The 26,324-nt window shown below is 34.4% G+C and carries 17 protein-coding genes and 1 tRNA gene; 8 read left to right on the forward strand and 10 right to left on the reverse strand.

What is annotated here, in order from left to right:
• Nucleotides 1–116 precede the first annotated feature (116 nt).
• From ACXAFS_RS03830 to ACXAFS_RS03840, 3 genes are all read right to left on the reverse strand, one after another.
• On the reverse strand, nucleotides 117–1,586 hold the full coding sequence (locus ACXAFS_RS03830) for a M56 family metallopeptidase (protein ID WP_475305418.1): 1,470 nt from the start codon (nucleotides 1,584–1,586) through the stop codon (nucleotides 117–119).
• Nucleotides 1,587–1,588: 2 nt separating this feature from the next.
• Nucleotides 1,589–1,954: a BlaI/MecI/CopY family transcriptional regulator gene (locus ACXAFS_RS03835; RefSeq protein WP_138432919.1), complete on the reverse strand. Its 366-nt coding sequence runs from the start codon at nucleotides 1,952–1,954 to the stop codon at nucleotides 1,589–1,591.
• Nucleotides 1,955–2,265: 311 nt separating this feature from the next.
• Nucleotides 2,266–3,768: a DUF1036 domain-containing protein gene (locus ACXAFS_RS03840; RefSeq protein ID WP_475305419.1), complete on the reverse strand. Its 1,503-nt coding sequence runs from the start codon at nucleotides 3,766–3,768 to the stop codon at nucleotides 2,266–2,268.
• Between the two features lie 308 nt (nucleotides 3,769–4,076).
• Between ACXAFS_RS03840 and ACXAFS_RS03845 the strand changes: the two genes are divergently transcribed.
• The gene (locus ACXAFS_RS03845; protein ID WP_475305421.1) at nucleotides 4,077–5,468 is read left to right on the forward strand and encodes a M28 family peptidase; all 1,392 of its coding nucleotides are present in this window, start codon (nucleotides 4,077–4,079) and stop codon (nucleotides 5,466–5,468) included.
• A 2-nt stretch (nucleotides 5,469–5,470) separates the two neighbouring features.
• Here the strand turns inward: ACXAFS_RS03845 and ACXAFS_RS03850 are convergent, their stop codons facing one another.
• On the reverse strand, nucleotides 5,471–6,865 hold the full coding sequence (locus ACXAFS_RS03850; protein WP_475305422.1) for a dipeptidase: 1,395 nt from the start codon (nucleotides 6,863–6,865) through the stop codon (nucleotides 5,471–5,473).
• A gap of 105 nt (nucleotides 6,866–6,970) precedes the next feature.
• On the opposite strand from ACXAFS_RS03850, the gene ACXAFS_RS03855 reads away from it, so the two are divergent.
• The 5 genes from ACXAFS_RS03855 to dgoD all read left to right on the forward strand — a co-directional run bounded on the left by ACXAFS_RS03855 (nucleotide 6,971) and on the right by dgoD (nucleotide 10,780).
• Nucleotides 6,971–7,052: transfer RNA gene (locus tag ACXAFS_RS03855), tRNA-Leu, on the forward strand.
• Nucleotides 7,053–7,261: 209 nt separating this feature from the next.
• Nucleotides 7,262–7,987 carry a FadR/GntR family transcriptional regulator gene (locus ACXAFS_RS03860; protein ID WP_475305423.1) on the forward strand — a complete coding sequence of 242 codons (726 nt, stop codon included), beginning with the start codon at nucleotides 7,262–7,264 and terminating at the stop codon, nucleotides 7,985–7,987.
• The gene (locus ACXAFS_RS03865) at nucleotides 7,987–8,994 is read left to right on the forward strand and encodes a sugar kinase (protein ID WP_475305424.1); all 1,008 of its coding nucleotides are present in this window, start codon (nucleotides 7,987–7,989) and stop codon (nucleotides 8,992–8,994) included. The genes ACXAFS_RS03860 and ACXAFS_RS03865 overlap by 1 nt, the downstream gene beginning before the upstream one ends.
• The gene (locus ACXAFS_RS03870) at nucleotides 8,991–9,635 is read left to right on the forward strand and encodes a bifunctional 4-hydroxy-2-oxoglutarate aldolase/2-dehydro-3-deoxy-phosphogluconate aldolase (RefSeq protein WP_475305425.1); all 645 of its coding nucleotides are present in this window, start codon (nucleotides 8,991–8,993) and stop codon (nucleotides 9,633–9,635) included. Before ACXAFS_RS03865 ends, ACXAFS_RS03870 begins: the two co-directional genes overlap by 4 nt.
• Nucleotides 9,623–10,780 carry a galactonate dehydratase gene (dgoD, locus tag ACXAFS_RS03875; RefSeq protein ID WP_475305426.1) on the forward strand — a complete coding sequence of 386 codons (1,158 nt, stop codon included), beginning with the start codon at nucleotides 9,623–9,625 and terminating at the stop codon, nucleotides 10,778–10,780. The genes ACXAFS_RS03870 and dgoD overlap by 13 nt, the downstream gene beginning before the upstream one ends.
• Before the next feature lie 17 nt (nucleotides 10,781–10,797).
• Here dgoD and ACXAFS_RS03880 read toward each other — a convergent pair whose 3' ends face one another.
• On the reverse strand, nucleotides 10,798–13,233 hold the full coding sequence (locus tag ACXAFS_RS03880) for a DUF4982 domain-containing protein (protein WP_475305428.1): 2,436 nt from the start codon (nucleotides 13,231–13,233) through the stop codon (nucleotides 10,798–10,800).
• Nucleotides 13,226–14,398, reverse strand: coding sequence for a glycoside hydrolase family 53 protein (locus tag ACXAFS_RS03885; protein ID WP_475305429.1), 1,173 nt, complete (start codon nucleotides 14,396–14,398; stop codon nucleotides 13,226–13,228). Before ACXAFS_RS03885 ends, ACXAFS_RS03880 begins: the two co-directional genes overlap by 8 nt.
• Nucleotides 14,399–14,482: 84 nt before the next feature.
• Between ACXAFS_RS03885 and ACXAFS_RS03890 the strand changes: the two genes are divergently transcribed.
• Nucleotides 14,483–15,481 carry a GntR family transcriptional regulator gene (locus ACXAFS_RS03890; protein ID WP_475305430.1) on the forward strand — a complete coding sequence of 333 codons (999 nt, stop codon included), beginning with the start codon at nucleotides 14,483–14,485 and terminating at the stop codon, nucleotides 15,479–15,481.
• A 27-nt stretch (nucleotides 15,482–15,508) separates the two neighbouring features.
• Nucleotides 15,509–17,155 (forward strand): solute:sodium symporter family transporter, encoded by a 1,647-nt coding sequence (locus ACXAFS_RS03895; protein ID WP_475305431.1) that lies wholly within the window; start codon nucleotides 15,509–15,511, stop codon nucleotides 17,153–17,155.
• Nucleotides 17,156–17,228: 73 nt separating this feature from the next.
• On the opposite strand, the gene ACXAFS_RS03900 is transcribed toward ACXAFS_RS03895, so the two are convergent.
• The 4 genes from ACXAFS_RS03900 to ACXAFS_RS03915 form a co-directional block, all read right to left on the reverse strand.
• The gene (locus ACXAFS_RS03900) at nucleotides 17,229–20,102 is read right to left on the reverse strand and encodes an alpha-amylase family glycosyl hydrolase (RefSeq protein ID WP_475305432.1); all 2,874 of its coding nucleotides are present in this window, start codon (nucleotides 20,100–20,102) and stop codon (nucleotides 17,229–17,231) included.
• An 83-nt stretch (nucleotides 20,103–20,185) separates the two neighbouring features.
• Nucleotides 20,186–21,526, reverse strand: coding sequence for a SusF/SusE family carbohydrate-binding protein (locus ACXAFS_RS03905; protein ID WP_475305433.1), 1,341 nt, complete (start codon nucleotides 21,524–21,526; stop codon nucleotides 20,186–20,188).
• Between the two features lie 22 nt (nucleotides 21,527–21,548).
• Nucleotides 21,549–23,180, reverse strand: coding sequence for a RagB/SusD family nutrient uptake outer membrane protein (locus ACXAFS_RS03910; RefSeq protein WP_475305434.1), 1,632 nt, complete (start codon nucleotides 23,178–23,180; stop codon nucleotides 21,549–21,551).
• A 4-nt stretch (nucleotides 23,181–23,184) separates the two neighbouring features.
• A complete protein-coding gene (locus tag ACXAFS_RS03915) occupies nucleotides 23,185–26,100 on the reverse strand; it encodes a SusC/RagA family TonB-linked outer membrane protein (RefSeq protein WP_475305435.1) in 2,916 nt (971 codons plus the stop codon).
• Between the last annotated feature and the right edge of the window lie 224 nt (nucleotides 26,101–26,324).

Here is a 26,324-nt window from a genome sequence, read left to right on the forward strand (position 1 = left end):
TGATTGATTGATGATTTGTAACACTGAACTACTTTCAGTGTCTATTAGAACGCTAAAACTTTGATTTTGTTACATTTTTAAGATAAAAAAGCCTCGAATTTCGAGGCTTTTCATATCTAGTTTTTTGATTTTTTCTTTTTATCAATCTCAATTGGTTCTTTTGAAATGTAGACTATTGGTTTGCCTTCTTTTGATTTTGGATAGGCATTAACGTTCAGTTGGTTGTTCTTTTTAAGAAGAGCTATGGCTTCATCTGATGTGATGGCTTTTCCTTCATAGTAGAAACTAGCGTTTGCTTTAGCCATCTTTATTATAAAGTCTAAGGTGGACTCAGGCTTTTTTGGTTCTGGCGGAGGTGGAGGAGTGTCTTCTGTGTTCTTTTTTGCTTTTGGTGGCTCAGGTGCTGGAGGCGGAGGTGGAGGAGGTGGGATTTTTTCATCACCTTTTTTAACTTTTGGAGTTTCAGGTGTTGGTGGTGGTGGCGGAGGAATGTTTGGCCAAGCTTCAGCATTTTTACGTTGTGCTTCAGACATTAGATTAGTATATATATGATAGTATTTTTTATAGCTCTCTTTTTTAATTATTGGATATGATTTCTTACCATTTGCTTCAGCTTCTTTTATAGCTATATTCATTTTTTTTGCCCAAGCATTATATTCAGAAATTTGCTTTTTAGTGGCTTTTTGTTGGTCTAATTCATTTTCAATAATATCTAAAGCTTTAGTTTCAATTTTTTGCTCTACATACTCTCTCTCTGCAAAGCTGTAAAAAAGAATAGCAGTAATTGGTAGGAGTAGTAATGTACTAATCCAAATTCGAGTTTTTGAGGTTTGTGTTTTCATAACTGTAAATCGTTTTTTGAATGATGAATAATTGATGGCACTTACTAATTGATGATTGTGAGTGTTTGATGAAAATTGTAATAATATATTTTGATAGCTTTTAGTGGTAACACCTTGTTGCAACACAGCGTCATCTGCTAAAAACTCGTGATTGAGTTTTACATGATGTTTTAAAATGTAAACTAAAGGATGAAACCAAAAGACAATTTGTAACAGTTCTAACAACAAAATATCTAAACTGTGCCATTGCTTGGCATGTGTTTCTTCGTGTAGTCTAACTTCTTCGGGTATTTGGTTGTTTTCAAATTGTTGCTGGTTAACAAAAATGTATTTAAAGAAGGAATGTGGTATGTGATACCTTTTTAGTAAAACATAGATAAAACCATGGTAGCGTTGTTTGTTGTTTGTTGTAATTTGTCTGTAAAGTCTAAAAAGGTTAACTGCAAAACGAATTATAAATAGAGCTACACCAAGTACATAAATAGACCAAAGAATAGTTTCTAATATAAGTATCGGTGCGGTTTCAATGGACTGAGATATAACTTCTGCCTCTATTGGAATAAAAGCATTAGTAATTTCAAAATTTTGAACAATGGTAAGCTGAGGAATTATTAAAGCAATAGCAAATGAACCTAATAGATAAAATCTTTTAAAGTGATGCATTTTTTGCTTTTCTAAGAGTAACACATAGCTTAGCCAAAACACCAAAAGACAAACCGAAAATTTTAATAAATACAATTCCATGATTACTTACTTTTAATTTCCTTGTCTATTATAGCTTTTAATTCTTCTAATTCCGTTTTGGTTAAATCCGTTTTTCGGGTGAAGAATGATGCAAACTGAGACGCACTATCGTTAAAAAAGGTTTTTATTAAGCCATTTACATGCTTAGAGAAGTAGTCTTCTTTTTTTACGAGTGGGTAATATTCTCTCGACTTTCCGTAGGTTTTATAATCTACAAAACCCTTTCCAATCATGCGTTTTAATAACGTGGCAACAGTTGTTGTTGCTGGTTTTGGCTCAGGATAGACTTCTAAGATATCTTTCATAAATGCTTTTTCCAGTTTCCAGAGGTATTGCATTAACTGTTCTTCGGTTTTAGAGAGTTCCATTGTTCTACAAAATTAGAATTAACTCTACAAATGTAGAATAAAAATTTTAATTTCAAAATATTTGATTATCAATTTTTTACAATTAACAATCCTTGACTATACTTTTTAAAGATGTTTTTTAATGAAAACATCTTTATTGATCATAGATTTTATCTTGATAACTTTCAATATCAAAACACAATAAAAAGAAGATTTAATGAGCGATTTTATTAAATCTAGTTTGGGAACTATGGTTGCAGTACTTTCTGGATATTAAAAGATGACCATAAATGAAATGTGTTGGCTTAAGAGTTTAAAGTGACCTTAACAAATTAATTGTTGCATGTAATAGAAAGTACGTTTTTCCCATACTTATCCTTTGAAATATCCTGTTTTCGAAAACCAAAAGTTTCACCTCTTATTGCCTTGTTGTAATCCCCTTTCCATGTATAGCTTTTACTTTCTGCGTAGTAATAATAAATACCGTTTTTGGTATCATATAAATAAGCATTTTCACCTGGTGAAAGTGTAAACCAACCTCGAGACTCCCATTGATTAGTTTTTATATTCATTACCCTTAAAGCTACCTGGATTTCCTCATTGCAATTATTTTTAAAGTACAATTTGTAAAAAGTTTCCTTTGGTTCACTAGCTTTTGATACCAAAACGCCATTAACCCAAGTTTCCTTATCAATTATTGTATTGTCTTTAATGATATATTTAATGGTTTTGACTAATTTGTTGTTTTTGTAATGCTTTTCTCCGTCTATAAACACCCCAGAATCTTCAGTGTTGTATGTGTAATGAACACCATCCTTCACATTACTGATTTCCTTACCATTATCATAAATTATATATTCATTTTGGTTACCATCTCTGTTGTAATATATCCACTTGCCATCTTTTTCGCCATTATTGTAGTTGCCTTTTTCTGTTGTACGAGTTTTTTTAGAATAGATATTGGTGCTGTAAAATGTCCATATACCATGTCTTTTATCGTTTACATAAGTCCCTTCTTCTTCTAAGTTTCCGTCCTCATAAAATTTCCAATTTCCAGATCGTTTTCCTTTGGTATATTGCCCTTCTTCCACATCGCCACTGTAATTTTTGTCTTTCCAATAGCCGTTTTTTTCATCATTAGCATAGGTTTTAATGCTCTCCAACTCACCATCTTCATCGTATTCTTTAAAAGTTCCATGCTTTTCACCCATTTTAAAAGAACCAACTTCTCTCAATTGCCCATCAGAATAATAGGCTTTGTACTCACCATTTGGTTCATCATTAGCCATAATACCGATGGATCTTAGCTGTCCATTTTCATAATAATCTTTGCACAAACCATTCATTTTACCATCTAAGAGTTTCAGCTCTTTTTTGAGGTTGCCATTGTCATAAAATTCATTTTCTAGCCATACACCAACCTTTTCGCCATTTTTGTAAGTCCCTTTTTTTAACAATTTTTTACTCTCATGATATTGAATAAATTCACCTACAGGTGTACCCACATTAAGTGTAGCTTTAGCCATTAAACTACCATCTTCAAAGTAGGCAATGAATTCACCATCTTCTTTGCCGTCTTTGAAATTGCCTTTAGATTCGAGCATGCCGTTTTCATAATAGCTTACAAAAGCACCATCTAATTCATCATTTTTGTAATGCTCAATTTTTTCAATTTGGCCATTTTTGTAATAGTACTGCCATTTACCTTCCATTTTGCTATCTACCATTTTACCTTCAGACATGAGCTCGCCAGAGCTATAATATTCTTTTTCTACTTGGGCATGACTGATATTGATACAAACTATAGTTGTGATGATGAATAGTATTGACTTCATGGTTAGTTAAGTTTTTGTAGTTTTTATAAATGTAAAAATTTTTACTAAAATGATGATTTTTTATAGTCTATGTTTCTTAGGTTTATCTATTAATTACAGCACTTTGATAACCATTAAAACTTTATTTCACATGAAGGGATTAATTCCGTTAGTTGGTGTCCTTACTCAAGATAAACTTTAATGAATGCTTAGTAAATAAAAAGATAACATATGCATTATTGAAAACCCTATCTTTGAACTAAATTTATTGTTTAATAGAAAAGTTGCATTTGTAACTTGAATCCAGTCGGTAAATAATATTCGATAAAATGTCAAATAAAATTTTAAATAGCCTTCTCTTCTTTATCATATCTTTTGGTTTTTTACAGGGACAAACAATAGAAGATTTAATGAATGAAGTAAGTAATTCTAACTTACAAACTACAGTTGCAGAATTATCTGGTGAACAAACAGCGACCATAAACGGAAGTGCACAAACCATAACGACTAGAGTACAAAGTAATAATGATTTAGCAGCCGATTATATAAAAGAACGCTTAGAAGCATTGCCTAATCTTAATGTTGAATTTCAAAATTTTAATACGGTTGGGAAGAACGTTATTGCCACTCAGATTGGGCAGACTAATCCTGATGATATTTACATCATTTGTGCGCATTACGATTCTGTAACCACCTACTGTGCAGACGATAATGCTACAGGAGTTGCAGCAGTTTTAGAAATAGCAAGAATACTTTCTGGTCAATGTACAGATAATACTTTTGTCTATGCGCTTTGGGACGAGGAAGAGATTGGCTTACGTGGTGCTAATTATTATGCACAACAAGCAGCAGATGAAACTAATGGCAATACACGAGATAATATTCTGGGTGTAATTAATATGGATATGATTGGTTATGATGGTGATACACCTGGTACTCCAGGAGATAATCAGTTTGATATTGATGTTAGAAATATTGCAAATTCGGTTGCTATAAAAGATGATTTGCTTAGTCTTTTAAGTACTTATACATTCGATTTAAACGAAATAGTTGTAAATCCTGGAACAACAGCTAGCGACCATTCTCGTTTTTGGAATCAAGGTTTTTCAGCAGTTTTAGTAGGTGAATCTTGGGAAACCAATGACCAAACTCCAGATTACCATACATCTAACGATAGGGTTGATGATATCGATTTTCAGTATATGACAGAGTTGACCAAGTTAGTGATGGCATATACAGCAACTAAAGCTAGTTTAATTGATGTTGATAATACCGTTACGCAAACAGCAACATCATTAACATCTAACCATGTTACAGGAACATACCAATGGTTTAACTGTGATACCAACACACCTATTTCTGGTGAAACCAATCAATACTTTACACCATTAACTAACGGGAATTATGCCGTTGAAGTAACTAACGGAAATTGTACAGAAATGAGTACGTGCATTAATTTTTCTGTTTTATCAACGGATGAATTTCAACCCAATGAAATAAAAGTGTACCCAAATCCTGTTGACTCGGTAATTAAGGTTGATAATTTTACAGCATCTGAAATTGACATCACAATCAATAATATTTCAGGGAAATTGATTAAAAAAACAAACTCCAGAAAAGCACATATTGAAATTGAATTTGATAGCACTGCTTCAGGAGTTTATTTTGTAAATGTTAAGTCTAAAACTAAAGCTTCGACTTTTAAAATTATTAAAGAATAGATTTATTCAGCCAATTTTAACTCTGTAAAATACTTGTAAAACCAAGGAATAGTCTCAATACCTTTTAAATAATTCCAAACACCAAAATGTTCGTTTGGCGAATGTATAGCATCACTATCTAAACCAAAGCCCATGAGGATTGTTTTACTTTTTAGTTCTTTTTCAAAAAGAGCTACGATAGGAATACTTCCACCGCTACGTTGCGGAATTGGAGTTTTTCCAAAAGTCTGCTCATAAGCTTTAGAGGCAGCCTGATATCCTATACTGTCAATTGGAGTTACGTAACCTTGACCACCATGATGAGGTGTTACCTTCACCTTTACGGCTTCTGGTGCGATACTCTCAAAATGGGTTTTGAATAATTGTGTAATCTCTTCCCAATCTTGGTTAGGTACTAAGCGCATAGAAATTTTGGCGTAAGCTTTACTCGCAATAACTGTTTTAGCTCCTTCACCAGTATAACCTCCCCAAATACCATTGACATCTAGTGTTGGTCTAATGGAATTACGTTCATTAGTTGTGTAGCCTTCTTCACCATAAACAGCATCAATATCTAGAGCTTTTTTGTAGTTGTCTAACGAAAACGGAGCTTTGGCCATTTCTGCACGTTCTTCGTTCGAAAGATTTTCAACCTTATCATAAAATCCAGGAATGGTAATATGATTGTTTTCATCATGAAGCGATGCAATCATTTTAGTTAATACATTTATAGGATTTGCTACAGCACCTCCATACAAGCCAGAGTGTAAATCTCTATTTGGTCCTGTAACTTCAACTTCGACGTAGCTTAAACCACGTAAACCAGTTGTAATAGAAGGCACATCTTTGGCAATCATGCCAGTATCAGAAATTAGGATAACGTCGTTTTCTAACTTCTCACGATTAGCAGCAACGAATTTTCCAAGGTTAGCACTACCAACTTCCTCTTCACCTTCAATCATAAACTTAACATTACATGGCAGCTCATTATTGTTTGTCATGTATTCTAAAGCCTTCACGTGCATGTACATTTGGCCTTTGTCATCACAAGCACCTCTAGCAAAAATAGCACCTTCAGGATGTTTGTCTGTGTTTTGAATTATAGGTTCAAACGGAGGGGAATTCCATAAATCTAACGGATCTGGTGGTTGTACGTCATAATGACCATAAACCAAAACCGTTGGTAAGTTTTTATCAATTATTTTTTCGCCATAAACGATAGGGTAACCATCGGTTGGGCAAATTTTAACTTGATCGCAACCTGCTTTTTCTAAACCAATTTTTATAGCATCAGCTGTGTTTAGAACGTCTTTTTTGTAAGCGGAATCTGCACTTATAGAAGGAATTTTAAGTAAATCAATAAGCTCGTCGATGAAACGTTGTTTGTGTTCTTCGATGTAAGATTTTATGTTTTGCATAATAGTTATTTGATTTCTAACAAAAGTAACAATAATGAAAGGATTATTTTCTTAAATAAAACCTATTTGAATATTGAAACTATTGTTTATATTTGCAGTCCTTTTGCAGGCGTGGTGGAATTGGTAGACACGCTAGACTTAGGATCTAGTGCCGCGAGGTGTGCGAGTTCGAGTCTCGCCGCCTGTACAAAATTTAAGCTTCAGTTAAATACTGAGGCTTTTTTTTATGCCTACCTTCATTATATGAGTATATACTTTTGCTCTAGCTCTTCTGTTTGATTACAAGTGAAATAAGCTTCGCTATTAATAAATTTAGTCACTTTCTATAAATTTCTTCCTTTGTTATGTAAAAATTAGTAAATTTGTATGATGTATTATATCATATAAATTATATTTATGTTCGAACCTTTAGGTATAAAAAAGTCGCTTACTCAAATGATAGAGTATGAGTTAACTGAAGCGATTAGGGCAGGTAAGTATATTCCTGGAAGTAAGTTGCCCACTGAGAATGAGCTTTGTGAGCTTTTTGTAGTTAGTAGAACTGCCGTGAGAGAAGCCATAAAAAAAATGAGTGCGCGTGGTATTGTGCAAGTAAAAAGAGGTAGTGGTGTTTATGTTTCTGAAATGAGTATTAAAAATGCTTCAGAAACTTTGAATCTTTTTTTTGAACTCTCTTCAGACAAAAATGTCATTCAACAAACCATAAATACTAGGCTCATTTTAGAACCTGCTTTAGCAAGTCAGGCAGCTATTAATAGAACTGATGAGCAAATACAATCGTTGGTTGATAATATTAAAATGACTAAAAGTTGTGACATAAATGATAACGATAAGGAGGCAGAATTAGATAACGATTTTCATAAAACCATTTTATCTATCGCTAATAATCAGGTTTTGGATTTGCTTTTAAATCCAATTTTTCATCTAATGCCAAAATTTAAAACAGGTGTTTATGCAAAACCTCAAGAAGGAGAGTTGGTTAAAAAGAAGCAGATTATGCTCACGCATCATGAAAATATCCTAGATGCTATAATAAAGCAAGATGAGCAAATGGCAAATAAGGCTATGTACAACCATATTCTAGAAACTCAGAACAACTATACTAAATCGCTAAAGAAATAATGAGCTTTATAACTTTTGGAGAAATCATGCTAAGATTAACTCCTGAAAAACATAGAAATAAAATAAATTCTTGTAAAACCTTTAATGTTAACTATGCTGGCTCAGAGTCTAATGTTGCGAGTTCTTTAGGTATACTTGGAGATGAAGTGGCTTATGTTACAAAACTTCCAAATAATCAATTGGGTGATGCTGCTGTTGGCTCCTTGGGCTCTTATCAAGTGAATACAGATTATATAGTAAGAGGAGGTGATAGAATAGGAACTTATTTTATTGAGCAAGGAACCTCAATAAGGCCATCAAAAGTAATATACGATCGCAAAAATTCCGCCCTGAGCGAGATTCAACAGAATGAGTTTAATTGGGAAGAGATTCTTAAAGGAAGAAAATGGATCTTTTTATCAGGAATCACTCCTGTATTGTCAACTCAATGTGCTAAAGAAACTATTAAAGCTGCTGAAATAGCACAAAAAATGGGTGTTAAAGTAGCTTTTGATATGAACTATAGAAGATCATTGTGGAAACAAGCTTCGGATGCACGCAAAATCTTTGATAAAATACTTGATAATACCGATTTGTTATTTGGTAATGCTAACGTACTTGAAGACGTTTATAATATTATTTCAGAAGGAAATAATAAGCAAGAACAAACGCTTAATGCTATGAAAATTGCGACTCAACAATTTGGTATAAATAAAATAGCTTTTACGATTAGAGATCATACTTCAGCAAGTAATAATAAGCTATCTGCTATTTTTCTTTCCAATGACGAATTTAATACTTCAAAAACTATTGAAGTTTCCATAGCTGACAGATTTGGAACAGGAGATGCATTTGCAGCAGCGGTTTTACATGGAGTTCGTAAAAATTGGAATGACCAAAAAGTCATTGATTTTGCCACAGCGGCATTTGCCCTAAAGCATACTGTTTTGGGAGATCAACATACGAGTAGTGAAGAAGAAATTTTTTCAATAATGGAAGGTAACACCAGCGGACACGTTTTAAGATGAAAAGAGAAGATATTACAACTTTTATAAAAAACGAAAGGTTAATAGCCATCGTTAGAACAAAAGAACAAGAAAAGGTACCTCAAATAATAAAAAACTTAGTGTTAGGTGGTATAAAGGTTATTGAAATTACATCTAATACTCCAGGGTTTTTAAATGAAATCTCAAAGGCTAAAAAACAGTATTCAGATTTAGGTATAATTATAGGAGCTGGCACAGTAGTAAATGCAGATGTTGCTAAAAATGCTATTGAATCTGGCGCTCAATTTCTTGTAACACCAAATACAAATACAGAGGTATTATCTATTGCGAAAAAATACGATATTCCAGTAGCTATGGGAGCAATAACTCCAACAGAAATATGTACTGCAATTGCACACGGAGCAGATATTGTAAAGTTATTCCCAGCTGGTAACTTAGGTATTGAATACTTTAAATCAGTAAAATCTCCATTAGATGATGTATGCTTTTTTGCTGTTGGTGGGATAGATTTTTCTAATATAGAAGAATGGATTGCGGCTGGTATATCTGGTTTTGGTTTAGGTGGTGCATTAACCAAAGCAAAAGATGGTGAAGAAGATGGAGTGAAAAAAAATGCAGAACGATTTGTTAAAATTAAAAATGAATCTCAATGGATCAATTAGAAATTGTCAAATTAGAACTATTTAAAGTTCCACCAAGATGGTTATTTGTTAAAGTAACTACTAAATGCGGAATCATTGGTTGGGGAGAGCCAGTAGTAGAGGGCAAAGCAGATTCTGTAGCTGCTTGTGTTAGGGAGTTAGAGCCTTACTTAATTGGTCGAACAGCAAATCATATAGAAGATATATGGCAAGTACTTTACAGAGGTGGCTTTTATAGAGGTGGTACTATACTTATGAGTGCAATTTCTGGTATTGATCAAGCGCTGTGGGATATAAAAGGAAAATATTTAAATGTTCCAGTATATGAACTGTTAGGTGGTGCAGTAAGACAAAAAATGAAAATGTATTGTTGGATTGGTGGCGATAATCCAGATGTTGTTTTAGAGCAAGCTCATGAGAAAATAAATCAAGGTTATACAGCAGTTAAAATGAATGCGACGGGACAAATGCGTTGGGTTGCCAATGTGAAGGATATTAAAAGTGTAGCTAGAAATATAAAACTCTTGCGCGAAGAGTTTGGCTATGATATTGATATAGGACTAGATTTTCATGGAAGGGTTCATAAGCCTATGGTTAAAAGGCTAATCGACGAATTAGAACCTTATGAACCAATGTTTATTGAAGAACCTGTGCTAAGTGAAAACAACGATGCACTTAAGCATATTTATTCATATACAAGTATACCTATTGCTACTGGAGAGAGGATGTTATCACGTTGGGACTTTAAAGATATACTGCATCAAGGTGTTGTAGATATTATTCAGCCAGATTTAAGTCATGCTGGTGGAATTTCAGAAGTCAAGAGAATCGCAACTATGGCAGAAGCTTATGATATTGCTATTGCTCCACATTGTCCTCTGGGTCCAATTGCATTAGCATCTGCACTACATTTAGACTTTTCTTCTCCAAATGCTACCATACAAGAGAGTAGCTTAGGAATACATTACAATCAAGGTTTTGATTTATTGGATTATGTTGAAAATCCGGAAGTATTTGATGTTAAAAATGGATACTTAGATTTATTTGAAAAACCTGGTTTAGGGATTGATATGAACGAAAAGAAACTTAAAGAAGGGCTGAAAATAGGTCATGATTGGAAAAATCCAATATGGAGAAATGAAGATGGTAATTTTGCTGAATGGTAAGAATTTAAGGTTCTAAATTACATTGAATTAATGGTTATTTCTCCTTTTTTAAGACCCTTACCAGTAACAGTTAATTTAATGTCTCCTGCTTTGTCAGTAGATTGAACCAATACCACCAATTTACCACTGAATAATTTCATAGTTGGTAGGTGGAATAATTCAAGTGATGTGGCGTCGCCATTACAAGCAGCTCTGTAAGTACCATTACCTTTCACCTTAAAGTTGAGTTGATTGGTTGCTGTTGGGCAAGGAATACCATTTTTATCAACAACTGAAACTGTAACAAAAGCCAAATCTTCACCATTGGCTTTAATGGTTTTTACTTCGGAATCTAAGACGAGTTTATATGGTTTTCCAGCGGTTTTAATTTCTTTTTCTGCTGCTGGATTTCCATATTCATCAAATGCAACGACTTTTAATGTGCCTGGTTCGTATTTTACATCTATCCACATTAAGCGATAACGGTTCTGCTTGGTGTCTTTGTTTTTCTTTTGAATACCGAGACTTTTTCCATTTAAAAATAATTCAGCACTATCATAACTTGTATAAACGAAAACTGGTGTGGTTTCACCTTCTCGACCTTTCCAATTCCAATGCGGTAAAATATGAAGGGTCTCATCTGTTGTATTCCAACGACTTCGATATAAATAATAACGGTCTTTTGGCAAACCTGCCAAATCGTTAATTCCAAAATACGAACTGCGAGAAGGCCAAGCTTCGTCATAAGGTGTTGGTTCGCCCAAATAATCAAAACCCGTCCAAACAAATTCCCCAATAACCCAAGGCTTATCATCTTGCAAAACAAAATCATCATCAGGAAGATTAGACCAGCTACAATATTCTAAATCGTAAGACGAAGATTGAAAGTCTGAATAGGTTTTCATACTGGCAATTTCAACAGGAAATTTATAAACACCACGAGAACTTACCGTTGAAGCTGTTTCAGACCCTAACAGAAACCCTTGTGGAAAACGCTCATAAGCTTCTTCGTATAAATGTACGCGATAATTAAGTCCCGGAACATCCATAATGGCCCCAAAACCAGATTCCATCACTGCTTTCACTTGGTCCATACCAACGGTCACTGGTCGTGTAGGGTCTTCCCTGTGAAAAATATCCTGTAGCCATTTGGCACGTTTTACACCCTCGCTTCCCCATTGGTCTGGCACTTCATTACCAGAACTCCACATCACAATACTTGGATGATTTCTTGTCGCTCTTACCAGATTTACAACATCCTTTTCAGCATACTCATCAAAAAAACGATTGTAACCATTTTCAACTTTTGGTTTTTTCCATTCGTCAAAACTTTCAGCTAAAAACATAAAGCCCATTTCGTCGCAAAGTTCTAATTGCTCAAAAGATGGCATATTGTGTGCGCTTCTAATCGCATTACAACCCATATCTTTTAAGATTTTGAGTTGACGTCTCAAGGCAGACATATTTACTGCAGTACCAATCGGACCCAAATCGTGATGCAAGCAAACACCTTTAAATTTTCGGGTTTTGCCATTAAGACTAAAACCAGTTTTTGGTCTGTAATCTATGGTTCTAATACCAAAGCGTTGCGTTATTTCGTCTTTCAGTACCTCTCCTTTGTATAGTTTTAAAACTGCCGTATATAAGTATGGTGTTTCCGGACTCCAAAGTTGTGGTTGGCTTACTTTTATATTTTGTTCAAATTCATCATTAATGATGGTTGAGGTTTCTTTTGAAGTAATTTTGTTTCCATTAGCATCAAAAATTTCGGTTACTAACTTTAAGTCTGTTCCAGAAGCTTTGGTCTTGATATTCACTTTAGCTTCATCTTCAGTAATTGAAGGTGTAGTGATAAAGGTTGACCATTGCTCAAAACTTTCTTTATTTTTTACAATAAGCCTTACATTTCTATACAAACCAGCGCCAGGATACCATCTAGACGATTTGCCAACATTTGTAAGTTTTACGGCTAAAGTATTTTCAGATGTGTCATTTATGTATTTTGAAACATCAAAATAAAAATAGCTGTAACCATATTTCCATTCGCCAACTTTTTTGCCATTTAAAAAGATTTCTGGCTCGCTCATTGCGCCTTCAAAAAGTAATAACACCTTTTTAGAATCGTCAAAATTTTCAAGTGAAAATGTGTTTCTGTACCAAGCTTCTCCTATGTATGGTAAAGCGCCAGTTCTGCCTGTTTTTTCTGTGGCAATGTTTTCGCCATTTTGGGTGATGGCAACCGTTTGCTTATCAACTTCTTTGTCAAAAGGACCATAAATTGCCCAATCGTGAGGAACGGTTACAGTTTCCCATTTGGCATCATTAAAGTCTATTTTAGTGGCATTAGGATGATGTCCTTTGTTGAATTTCCAACCTTTTTTTAACGTAATGACTTCTCTGGTTTGCGCTTCTAAAAAAAATGCTCCACAGGTTAATAGAAATAAACCAAGAAGTGAAAATATAGTTTTATTCATCTAGTGAAGCATTGTAAAATTTAATACCAAGAGTTGCTTTGTTGTCGTGGTCAAAAAGTGTGGCATTATCCCAATGCGACCCTTGTGCCCAAAGAGTAGAACAGCCTGTAGAAACCCAAGCTGGCTCCCAATAGACTAGGCCTTGTCCACCTGCGTTTTCAATGATTTGTTTTAGTTGATTAAGGTAATCTAATTGCCCTTGTTGGGTTGCAGGATAACCACCTGTTAGAGCATCAGAACCTAAAATATTATTAGCACTATCTGCATTATCTAATGTAAAAGGATAGGCAGTTTCTACTATCATTAATTTCTTGTTGTAGGTGTTAATTAATGTTGAAAGTGGTGTTTGTACTTCGTTTAAATCGTAGTCGGACCAAATAGGGTAATACGACAAACCTATCCAATCAAAATCGGTAACACCATTTGCAGTAGCTTGCTCAAACCACCAAAGTCCATTTTCTGGTTGTGCGATATGTAGCATAACTTCTATGGTCTTATTTTTAGCGGCTGAAATATCTCTAACAGCTTCTATACCTTTATTGATTAATGCCGAATTTCTTACCCAATCAATAGGCCAAACCAGTTCGCCTTGTTGTAAAATCATTCCGTTAATTTCATTGCCAACTTGTACAATATCTGGCAATAAATTTTCATTAGATAGTTGGTCTAAAGTGTTGTATGTGTATTCGTAAAGTAACTGACTTAATGCAGGTGTGTTGTTTATTTCACTAATCCAAGCAGCTGGAATTTCTTGCTTTGAAGGGTCTGCCCAAGTATCACTATAATGAAAATCTAAAAGCACTTTTAAACCTTTGGATTTAGCTCGCTGTATGGTTTCCTTAACGTCGTTATAGTTAGAATAGTTGGTCCAATCGGGATTGTGCCACAAACGAACTCTCACCAAATTAGCACCTTCATCTTTAAAAATCTGATAAACATCAGTGGTAGTACCATCTAAATCTTTGTATGTAGCGCCACAATCTTCCATTTCGTTAGCGTAAGAAAGGTCTGCGCCATAGTAAAACGAAATAGGTGTTTCTATCATACCATCATCGCCATCATTACCACCAGAACTGTCGTCGGAACACGAATTGACGCTTAATAGAAGAGATAAGAATATTGAAATAGTCGTAATGTAATACATCTTAGAATCTGAATTTGTCATAATTTAAAGCAATTTTCTGCTAATTTAATAAATTATTTTTCAAGCACCTACCAGTACCTACCGGTTTTTGCATATATTTGTTTGGTGAGTATTATTAATGTAGATAGCAAGGCAGGAATACCAAAATACCGACAAATTATTCAGTCGGTAGAGGTAGGTTTACAAGAAGGACAACTCAAAAAAGGGGATAAGTTGCCCTCTGTAAATAGTATTCGCAATAGGTTTTCATTATCAAGAGATACGGTTTTTATGGCCTTTGGCGAACTTAAAAAACGAGGTATCATTGAGGCTGTTTCTGGTAAAGGGTATTATATAAAGAGCGAAGATATAACGGTTGCCAAAAAAGTGTTTTTACTTTTTGATGAGTTGAATATTTTTAAAGAAGACCTATATAATGCCATAGTAAATGCATTGGGTGAAGGTGTGCAAGTAGATATATTTTTTCATCACTTTAATCAAGATGTTTTTGATAAGCACATTAATGATAATGTTGGTAATTACAACTATTACATTATAATGCCAGCAAGTTTAGAGAAAGCGTTTCAATCGTTAAAAAACCTTCCAGAGGATAAAGTTTTTTTACTGGACCAGATCAATGAAAAGTTGAAACATTATGCTGGTGTATTTCAAAATTTTGAAAAAAATGTATTTGAAGGACTTTTGAGCTTGAAGACTCAATTACATAAATACGATACTTTGGTTTTTGTGAATCCAAAATCCAATCAGCCTAAAAGTATTTACTCAGGATTTCAAAAATTTATTTCAGACAACATTATAAGAGGTAGTAAGGTAGAAGGAACAGATTCTATCTTACCCAAAAAAGGGGATGTTTACTTTGTACTTGACGACAGAAGTTTAATCGAATTGATAAAAAAAATAAAAGAGACTACTCTCGTTATAGGAAATGACGTTGGTATAATTGCTTATAACGATTCACTTTTAAAGGAAATAGTTGAAGGAGGAATAACAACAATATCAACAAATTTTAAACAAATGGGAGAACGAATATCAACCATGATATTAAATGAAGAGTTTGTTCTCGTAGAAAATCCTAATAATATTCTAATAAGAAATTCACTTTAAGTAAGTAATAAAATCACATTAAAGATCATGCAAATACTAGCGTTTATAGCATTTACCTTAATTGTAGCGATTATTTCATATATAAAAACGAGATCAACGAAAGAGTCAACTTTAGATGGTTATTTTTTAGGAGGTCGAAGTTTAACAGCAGGTGTTATTGCAGGTTCACTGTTGTTAACCAATCTTTCCACAGAACAAATTGTAGGCCTCAACGGATCTGCTTATCAAAGTGGTTTGTCTGTAATGGTTTGGGAAACACTTGCAGCAATAGCTATGGTTGTAACAGCTATATATTTGTTGCCAAGATATCTAAAAGGAGGTATTACAACCGTACCACAATTTCTTCAAGATAGGTTTGATACATCCACTAAGACTATTACGTCTGCTCTGTTTCTTACAGGCTATGTTGTAGTGCTATTGCCAATCATTTTATATTCTGGATCTATAGCCTTAAGCGGCATGTTTGATGTGCCAGAGCTATTAGGTGTTTCAAAATCTACAGCTTTAAAAGTTTGTATTTGGGGAATAGGTATGGTCGGTTCTGTTTATGCTATTTTTGGTGGGTTAAAAGCTGTAGCTGTTTCAGATTCTATAAATGCTATTGGGCTTTTAATTGGAGGACTTTTAATTCCTGTTTTTGGTTTAATGCTTGTTGGTGATGGGGATATTTTAAGTGGAATTTCGACACTAACTACTGAGCATCCAGAAAAGTTTAAGTCCTTAGGTAAGCGTACTGATCCTGTGCCATTTTATACTATATTTACAGGAATGATGTTGGTACAGTTATTTTATTGGGGAACTAACCAACAAATTATTCAAAGAGCACTGGGTGCAAAGAATTTAAAGGAAGGTCAGAAAGGGATTTTATTAGCGTCCTTTATTAAAATCTTAGGGCCAATTATTGTGGTTTTACCTGGCTTGATTGCATTACATGTTTTTAAAGGTGATCTCACTAGTGCAGATGACGCTTACCCAATGCTGGTGAAAAAAGTATTACCAGACGCTTGGGTTGGATTTTTTGCTGCTGTTTTGTTTGGTGCCATTTTAAGTTCATTTAATAGTGTTTTAAATAGTTCTGTAACACTGTTTGGTATGGATATATATAAACAACACCTTAATAAAGAAGCAAAAGATAGAGAAGTGGTTAAGTATGGGAAGCTTTTTGGGATTGTATTGGCCTTATTAGCCATGTTTATTGCACCTTTAATAGAAAAAGCTGGAAGTTTGTTTGCATACCTTCAAGAAGTAAATGGAATTTATAGTATTCCAATTTTAACCATTATTGTTGTTGGGTATTTTACTAAACGTGTTCCACCAATTGCTGCTAAAATTGGATTAATAACAGGATGTGTTTTTTACATTTTGAGCCAGTTTTTCCTTCAGCCTTATTTTATTGAAAAAGCATTAAGCGAAGCAAAATTTAATGGTGTAACTTCTGAAACGGCTTTGGCTTTGGTAGAAGCTAAAGCGTATCCCCATTTCTTGGATATTATGGCCATTCTTTTTGTTTTGAACATCATAGTAATGCTCATTATAGGTAAACTTCGACCATTGTCAGTACCCTATGAAATGAAGTATACAAAACAAGTAGATATTACTCCTTGGAAATATGTTAATCTTGCAAGTATTGGTATTGTGGCAATTGTGGTTGCAATCTATATTTATTTCGCATAAATTATTTAACTATTAAATACTAAAAAAGGCTTCTCTTTGAGAAGCCTTTTTTGCTCAAATAAACACTTAATAATTAGAGCTTGACTAACTTAGTTGTCTTTGTTTTGTTATTGCTGTCCTCAACCCTTACGATATACATTCCTGTATTTAAACCAGAAATGTCGAAAGTATCATTTTTAGTAAAATCACCTTTAAATGATTTTACCATTTTTCCTGTTAGATCATAAATTTCAATATCAGAAACATTAGAATTTATACTAAATGATGATTGAGTTGGGTTTGGATATATCGTAAATAACGATAACACTTCATCATCAATACTTAGAGCGTTTGATGGTTGGTTTCCTAATATTCTAAACTGACCAGCTGGTATTGTTAATGTCGTTGTTGAATTTGAAACGGTAGTGTTACCTGTTGGATCCATTAAGTCATACCAAGTAGTTGTCACGCCAGCTGGGAAATTTGTGTCAACAGTTTGCGTGTTAACATCAAAATTTGCTAGAATTATAACATTTCTAAGTTCTGTAGTAGGAATAGAGGTGTTAAAAACATCTATTCTAGGTGTAAAATCACCAGAAGACATCGTATAATCACCTTCAAATACAGGTTCCTCTATTTTCAGTTTATGTAACTTAGACCAATCTTCATAAATCTGACCTCTTACAGCATCAGTTAACCAATTATTTGTCCATTGAGGTTGTGGTTTTGTATCTAGCTTACAATCTCCATCACCACCACCAGGAAGATTAACCATACCATTGTTACAGGTAAAGATTGAGTTCTCCATTCCTAAATCACCAAAATGCCAAATCATTTTTGGTCCAGGAACCATAACTGATACTGCAGCCAAAGCAGACATACGAGATAAAGCAGTATTTAAATCTTGAACATTGTGACTGCTATTACTAGTATTTCCAAACTGAAGGTTTTTATACATTAAGCGCTCTTCGTCATGACTCTCTGGATAACCTAAAACTCTTGGGCCATCAAAAGAAGATCTTGATTTGTGACCAATACCGTTAATATTTTTATTTCCATTCTGTCCCATTGTTAACTCATTGTAAGGATCTGTCATTTTTCCCCACATCATCACACCCTTACCTTCAGAGTATCTGTAATTAGCCCATTCTTTTTCTTCATTTTCACTTCCTAAATGCTCAAAAATCACATAGTGATCTTCGTCTAAAGACCAAGAATAGTCAGCATACTCTTTTAAAACATCAACTCGATCTTGTTGATAGCTATTAGTACAACCTTCGTTACCCGAACTACAGTTTTGGGTAAATCCTTTGGTTAAATCCCAGCGAAATCCGTCGATATTGTACTCTTCTATCCATTGTTTAATAACTCGTTTTACATAATTCTTAGTTCTTGGTGCCTGATGATTATAGTCATATCCTACACTATAACTGTGTGTAGCTTGTAGATTGAAGTATGGGTTTTGAGAAGTTGGATTCCCAAAGCCATTACCATCTGGATCATCCATCCACATTCTAACCATTGGAGAACGTCCGAAAGCATGATTTAAAACTAAATCTAAAATAACGGCTATTCCATTTTGGTGACATAAGTCAACAAATTCTTTTAACTTGTCTTCGGTACCATAGAATTTATCTAACGCCATATGATATGAGGTATTATAACCCCAACTTTCATTGCCTTCAAATTCCATAATTGGCATTAAGTGAATCGCATTAATATTTAGATTTTTGAAATAATCAATTTTATCAATTAAATCTTGATAATTTCTATCTGCATCAAAATCTCTTACCAAGACTTCGTACACGATTAAATCTTCTTTCTTAGGTTTGTTGAAATTGGTAACCTGCCAATTGTAGGGTGTCTGCCCAGTTTGTAAAACGGTAACTTCAAAACCTTTTGCATTCTGAGGAAAAGCAGGAAGATTTGGATACGTAGAGTCTGGAATCCATGGATCATCAAATTCTGATAAAATTAGTGTTGAGTATGGATCTGCTGCATAAACAATTGAAGGTGAATTAGCAGGAGGAGTTTTATCACCCACCCAATATTCATAAGTTTCAATTTGCCCTGGTGTTAACCCTGTTAATTCAAGCCAAAATAGATTTCTTGAAAAATCACGCTTCATAGCATAGGAAGTGTCTGGTTGATAGTTGTTAAAACTACCTGCCACATAAACAAAATCCTTACCTGTTGCATAAAGCACTAATATTGCAGTATTATCATCAATGTAATTAATTCCTTCTTCATAATCTTGAGTCATGAAACCTAAAATAGAGCCTGGATCGACAATTACACTAAATGTTTTAGTTATTGAAGTTCCGTCCAAAACTGCTGTTAATTCATACGATGTATTAACTGTAACATTCATATCAGTATATGAATAGTTATCTGTACTCGCTTGATTATCTATAACAGAACCATTTGCTGTTAAAGTGTAATTAGCATTACCACCAATATTGGTAGCTGAAATGCTAAAATTATCACCAGAATCTATAATCGTAGTATCCGCTGTTGGAGATGTAAGACTAATTTGAAATGTACCAACATCAAAAAAGAAATCTGTACAGCCGTTTCCTTTAAGTTCTTGTGTTCCATCTTCATTTCTAAACACCATGCCCATTTGTACTATATTGGCTGCTTGAGCAGCAGTTAAGCCATAATAGTCTTCTGGAACAAACGTGATGGACCATATGCCACCACCTTGGTTGGTCATTTCACCAACACCATCGTCTTGCCCCCAATTACCTACAACATAGGTCCATGCATTATCACTACTACCCACACCTGAGTGTAAATATATTTTTGCAGGATTGCTTAATCCATTACAATCTGTACTTGTACTATTTGCATTAAGGGTAATTGTTATGCTTTCATTCACCTCAAAGGGGTTTGGTGTAATAGTAACTTGGGCATATGACATTATAAAAATGCCAAACAATAAAATAGATAAGTAATACTTTTTCATAATTCTTTTTTTTTAAAAAGGCATGTCAATTATTAATTTAACATGCCTTTTATGTGTTTATCTCATTAAGTTATGAGAAAATTTTAGAACTGTAAGATCGAATATTCTCCAGTATTAGTGTTTAACCAAACTCTAGCAGGACCAGCAGCAGAAGGAATATTGTCACCATCTTGGTCTATAATTCCGTCAGCACCAGTATCGCCATAGTTTAATCCCCAATCATTATTTGCTCTAAACTTAATTTCACCATCTAAAAGTTCTGCCAAATCGCCGTAAAAAACGCCTTCTTGGATTTCAGTTAGTGCAAAATCATCGCCAGCACCTCCCCAGTCATTAAATCCAGATCCAACAACACCAAATACACTAGCAGTATCATCTACAGTCACTGTTCCAGCATTTAAGTCTAAAGTAATTAAATAATGTCCGGCACTTACAGCGATGTTGTCACCATCTTGGTCTATCGTTCCATCAGCTCCAGTATCACCATAGTTTAATCCCCAATCATTGTTGAAACGAATTTTCATTTCACCATCCATAAGTCTTATACCTTTCTTGAAAGTATCAGTAGTGTAGTCATAATAGAATTTTCCATCAGGACCAGTCCCACCCCAATCATTCCAAGCAGAACCAACAACACCCCAAGAATATGCCTCAAGGTCATAAGTTAAGTTAGCTAAATCAACTGTGATTTTGTAGTCACCAGCAGTTACAGCAATATTATCACCATCTTGTACTAAGGTTCCACCAGAACCTCCCCAGTTAGTTCCCCAATCGTTATTTAACCTAAACTTAATTTCACCATCTACTAATGTTACATATGATACATAAACATCAGGAGTGTCTGTTGTATAGAAATAACCATCTGCATATGCTCCCCAGTTGTTATAACCAGAGCCAACTACACCTACTTCTGCAATCATTGCACCAGCAGGACCAGAACCTGTACTTTCTAATAACTCTACATTTATCATTAATACATCAGAGAATGCTTCAGTACCACTTCCGGTATCACCTGGGAAAGCTCTTAATCTCACAGAGAAAGAACCTGTATTAGGTTCAGGAGAATCAGGATCGTTATCCAATCCAGCTTCTGTTGCTACCGTCATCATTTGACCAATACTCATAGCTATCTCGTTACCAATTGAAGAACTAACTACAACTGCGTCACTAAAATCTCCTGTTATAGAACGCTGTAATTCGTAAGTTATGTTGGTAGGTGAACCAAAATCTGCATTGCCCCAAGTGAATCGTTCACCTAAATTACCTGACGTTTCAGTAGATAAGATATAGTTATCTTGAATTGAATTTGTAAATACAAAACCTTCTGGGTCTTGTGTTGTGAAAACTACATCATCTTCAGTTTCACAACTGTTAAAACTTAATAAGGCAAAGATGAAAAGGCCTAAAATTGATATTTTTTTCATGATTATTTTAAGTGTTATTTAATTAGTATCCTGGGTTTTGTTCTAGATTAGTATTTATACCAAGGTCTGTTGATGGTAAAGGCATTAAGTCTCTAAAAGATTCTGTAGTAGTGCCTTGTTGAACTCCACCTTTCCATTGCCAAACACCATTATCAGAAAACTGATCGAATCTAATCAAATCAGTTCTTCTGTGTGCTTCCCAATATAATTCTCTAGAACGCTCATCGATAATAAAATCTAATGTTAAGTCCGATTCAGAAATATTACCGCTAGTATCACCATAAGCACGACCTCTTAATTCGTTGATATAGCCAACAGCTGTGCTCGTAGAACCACCACCGCCTCTTAGAACAGCTTCGGCGTACATAAGATAAGCATCAGCTAATCTAAACATTGGAAAATCGATATCTGTGTGGTTTCCTGTAGTATCAGAACCTTGATTGCCATCTACATCAACGTTTCTGTATTTTGCAACGGCATAACCGTCTGTAAATGTAGCTACAGTCATTATATCTTTATTTTGACCATCAGTATATAATAATTCTCTACCATCGGCTGAATTCTCTTCACCAGGGAATTGCTCAACAAATGTAGGTGTAGTTCTAACACCAAACCAGCCACCATTAATTCCAAAATCTGCAGGATCCATTGAACCACCTACAGGAGCATGAGTTAAAAATGTCATACCACCAAATGCTTGTGTTCTTAAACCATCAAATGGAATAGTAAAAATAACTTCTTCTTGAGCACCATTAGAGTCATTGTCTGCTAAGAAAGAATGGAAGTAAGGTATACTTGGTATTGAGTAGCCTGCACCAATTATGTTATTAGTGTAAGTTAATACATCATCATATCTAGAAGTTCCAGTATATACTTCAGAGTTTAAATAGATTTTTGCTAATAACATCCAAGCTGCACCTCTGTCTGCCCTTCCGTATTCATTTGCTCTAGGAGCAGCCATGTCATCTAAAATTTCTAGTAGTTCAGATTCAATATAGTTGAATAAATCTTCTCTTTGTATTTGAGGAGGTAAAAATGCACCAATTGGGTCATCTTCTGTAACAAAAGGTGGGTTTGCATATAAATCCATAGCATGCCAATAGGTTAAAGCTCTCATAAAACGAGCTTCGGCTCTAAAAGTCTGAATTTCTGCTCTTAATTCAGAAGATACACCTCTTCCATCTAATTTACCATCTGTAGTTTGACGTAAAAATTCATTACATAACGCTACTTGATACATGATACGGCTGTACATAGTTCTGATAAACTCGTTACCAGAAGTCCATACTTGGTTATGTAAATCGTGTATAGTACCATCATTCCATGCAATTATAGCCTCATCAGTAGTAAGTTCTTGCATTTTCCAATAAAGTCTCAAATAATTAGAAAACCCTTCGTCCAAACCTTGTAGGTCTGGCGTACCTGCAGGACCCTCTTGGCCACTCAAAGAAATTCCAGCATAAATCTTTGCTAAAAATTCTTTGTAAGCTTCAGGGTCTTCAAACGCTGCATCTCCAGTAAGACGTTCGTCCTCTGGTTGTAAGTCTAATCGATCAGCACAAGATTGCACAAAAAACGCAATAGCAAAGACCAAGAAGATACATTTAATTGTTCTTAACATCATAGCTTTGTTGTTTATATATTTATTTTTCATTTTTTTAGAATGTAAAGTTTAAGCCTAACACAATATCTCTTGTTCTTGGATAGAAATTGTTTTCTATACCACTGCTTATTTCAGGATCTAAACCATCATACTCTGTAATTACAAACACATTAGTAGCTGTTAATGATGTTCTTAAAGTCATTTTAGAAAAAGGTATGGTGTAACCAAGAGAAATATTATCTAATCTAACGAAATCAGCTCTTTGAATATAGTGATCTGAGAATAGCTCTTGATTCGTAAAATTAGTATTTAAGAAACTTGAATGTGCATTTGCTTGATAGCCTGGTTGATTAACCACTGCATTTGCATTTCCTCTGTCAGACGCTACGTTATTGTATACATAGTTTCCAAAACTTCCTCTAAAAGTAAAGTTTAAATCAAAATTTCTGTATCTGAAATTATTTGTAAATCCAACAAAAGCATCTGGTGTAGCTTTTTTGTAAGGTTGTCTATCTGCTTCAGTTATTTGGTTATCACCATTAACATCAACATAAGCACCAGCAATAGGATTTCCATTGTCGTCATAAACTTGTCTGAAAACAAAGAATGTTGTTGGGTCGTAACCTGGTCTAAGTATTTGGATAGTATTACCAACACCACCTGAGATTCCACCAGTAGGTAAGGTAAAGTTAGGATCATCACTTAAACTTAATTTAGTAATCTCAACATCTTGGAATGTTAGGTTAAAATTAGTATCCCAACCAAAGTTTTCTTTCTGAGCAATAACTCCATTAAGACTAAATTCTATACCTCTACTTGTAGCCTCACCAACGTTAGTAATTAAAAGGTCAGTTAGGTTGGCACCCGCAGGTACAGGAACTCTTGATAATAAATCTTCTGTTTCTCTGTAGTAAGCATCTACAGTACCTGTAAGTCTATTGTTAAAGAAACCAAAATCTAAGGCAACGTTATATTGTGTTGTTTCTTCCCACTTAAGTTCTTCATCAAATCCTTCAGGACGTAATGTTTGGAAGAAAATAGGATCACCGTTAGGCAGTGTTCCAAATTGAACGTTAGCAGCATTGTTTCTTGAAGGTGTATAAATCCCTAAGTAACCATAATTTTGTCCGATTTCTTGCTGACCTGTGACACCCCATCCTGCTCTAAGTTTTAAGTTAGAAAAGAATGAGTTCTCCATAAAACTTTCGTTCATTAATTTCCAACCAACTGAAACTCCAGGGAAAGAACCCCAACGATTGTCTTCACTAAATCTTGAAGATCCATCGCGTCTAAAACTCGCCGAAATTAGATACTTATCAGCAATATCAAAACTTGCTCTTGCAAAATAAGATTCTAGAGCATTTCTGTTAATATCAGTATCGGTTAAAGTAGTAGCAGAAACTCTATCTACAAAACTTTTGATATAAAATTCTTGAAATGCATGACCAGCAGTTATATCAACTAGAGTATTTATAGATTCTAAATTTTTCTTGTAGTTTAAATAAAAGTCTAATGATGTATTACGGTTTAATCCAGAAGACACTTCGTTTGTTGGGACAGCACCTGTGTCATTAGGATTGGCTGCTGAGAATTGATAACCATTATTTTCTGCATAATCAATACCAGCATTTAAGTTAAAACGCAAATCTTTTAAAAACCAAAACTTGTAGTCAATGTTAAAGTTTGAGATTACACGTTTTATAGTTTGTCTGCTGTTATAGTTATTGTTGTCTAGTAAGAATAGTGGATTTGAAGGCGCTAAATTAGCACCAGTTCCATATTGAGTATAATTACCGTTTTCATCAAATACTGATTGAGTTGGGTCAAATGCTACTGCTGCACCAATTGCGCCTTCATTAGCATAATCATACTCATCTTGAATTGCCTTAGTTACTAAAGATAATTTAAGATCATTATTTAAAAAACGATGAACAAGAGATGTATTAACAGCGTTTCTCTCATACAAATCCTGTAAAGGACCTTCTTGTGATACGTGGTTTAAATTTACTCTGAAATTAAAACGTTCATATCCTTTAGATACGGTAATGTTATGAATAGCACCAATACCTGTTGAAAAAATTTCATTTTGCCAATCTGTGTTGGCATTTCCTAATAGTGAAGTATCTCCACCATTATCAGCAACTACTTGTCTGTACTGATCACCATTTAATACATCAACAGTATTTGTTACACGTCTAGTAGAAGCTTGTAAACCATATTCAACTTTGAATGGCTGATTTGTTTTACCCTTCTTAGTAGTAATTAAGATAACACCATTAGAGGCACGGGAACCATAAATAGCAGTAGCAGATGCATCTTTAAGCACTACAAAGTCTTCAATATCTGCAGGGTTAATTGCGTTAAGAGCATTTCTACTACCTTGCGCACCACCACGCTGATCAATTGGTAACCCATCGATAACAATTAAAGGGTCGTTTGTAGCACCAAAGTTTGATCCTAACGAAGCTCCACCACGAATTCTAATTTCTCCCCCTTCACCAGCAGCACCACCACCAGAAGTAATTCGTACACCAGCAGCTTTACCAGCAATCAGTTGTTGAGGTGCAACAATAGCACCACGGTTAAACTCTTCGTCACCTACTTTTTCAACGGCACCAGTAGCATCTTGCTTAGTAGTAGAACCATAACCAATAAGTACTACTTCGTCTAATTGCGCTGCATCTTCTTCAAGTGCAAAGTCAAGGCTAGATTGACCACTAAATGTTATTTCTTGAGTTTTGTAACCAACATAAGAAACTACAATAGTTTCACCTTGGTTAACTTCTAAAGAGAACTTACCATCAAAATCGGTAGAAGCACCTCTAGAAGTTCCTTTTACCAGCACATTTACTCCTGGTAAAGGCATAGCGTTTGCCTTATCTGTTACTGTACCTGAAACGGTTGTTTGAGCCATTAATGTGGTAGGTACCATTATTAAACAGAACAGTAAAGCATTTAAGAATGTTTTCATACAATGTTTTTAAGTTAATTGCTTAGTTAATTGATTTATATTTTCACTTCTTGGGTTAAATCTATGTAAAATTAGTGTGATTTGAGTGTTAAAAAACATGACATATGTCACGAAAACGTTTTCGTGTTAAAAACTTTTTAACAATCATTAACATTTGAAGAAAAATACCAAAAAATTAAGGAATTCGCAATTACATATAGTTAAAATTAAGAAGTTAAGAATTC

Source organism: Winogradskyella sp. ABM4_392 (genome assembly GCF_056160445.1).

Coding starts and splice junctions, on each gene's coding strand:
- ACXAFS_RS03830 (WP_475305418.1), bottom strand. CDS start 1,586: ATGGAATTGTATTTATTAAAATTTTCGGTTTGTCTTTTGGTGTTTTGG.
- ACXAFS_RS03835 (WP_138432919.1), bottom strand. CDS start 1,954: ATGGAACTCTCTAAAACCGAAGAACAGTTAATGCAATACCTCTGGAAA.
- ACXAFS_RS03840 (WP_475305419.1), bottom strand. CDS start 3,768: ATGAAGTCAATACTATTCATCATCACAACTATAGTTTGTATCAATATC.
- ACXAFS_RS03845 (WP_475305421.1), top strand. CDS start 4,077: ATGTCAAATAAAATTTTAAATAGCCTTCTCTTCTTTATCATATCTTTT.
- ACXAFS_RS03850 (WP_475305422.1), bottom strand. CDS start 6,865: ATGCAAAACATAAAATCTTACATCGAAGAACACAAACAACGTTTCATC.
- ACXAFS_RS03860 (WP_475305423.1), top strand. CDS start 7,262: ATGTTCGAACCTTTAGGTATAAAAAAGTCGCTTACTCAAATGATAGAG.
- ACXAFS_RS03865 (WP_475305424.1), top strand. CDS start 7,987: ATGAGCTTTATAACTTTTGGAGAAATCATGCTAAGATTAACTCCTGAA.
- ACXAFS_RS03870 (WP_475305425.1), top strand. CDS start 8,991: ATGAAAAGAGAAGATATTACAACTTTTATAAAAAACGAAAGGTTAATA.
- dgoD (WP_475305426.1), top strand. CDS start 9,623: ATGGATCAATTAGAAATTGTCAAATTAGAACTATTTAAAGTTCCACCA.
- ACXAFS_RS03880 (WP_475305428.1), bottom strand. CDS start 13,233: ATGAATAAAACTATATTTTCACTTCTTGGTTTATTTCTATTAACCTGT.
- ACXAFS_RS03885 (WP_475305429.1), bottom strand. CDS start 14,398: ATGACAAATTCAGATTCTAAGATGTATTACATTACGACTATTTCAATA.
- ACXAFS_RS03895 (WP_475305431.1), top strand. CDS start 15,509: ATGCAAATACTAGCGTTTATAGCATTTACCTTAATTGTAGCGATTATT.
- ACXAFS_RS03900 (WP_475305432.1), bottom strand. CDS start 20,102: ATGAAAAAGTATTACTTATCTATTTTATTGTTTGGCATTTTTATAATG.
- ACXAFS_RS03905 (WP_475305433.1), bottom strand. CDS start 21,526: ATGAAAAAAATATCAATTTTAGGCCTTTTCATCTTTGCCTTATTAAGT.
- ACXAFS_RS03910 (WP_475305434.1), bottom strand. CDS start 23,180: ATGAAAAATAAATATATAAACAACAAAGCTATGATGTTAAGAACAATT.
- ACXAFS_RS03915 (WP_475305435.1), bottom strand. CDS start 26,100: ATGAAAACATTCTTAAATGCTTTACTGTTCTGTTTAATAATGGTACCT.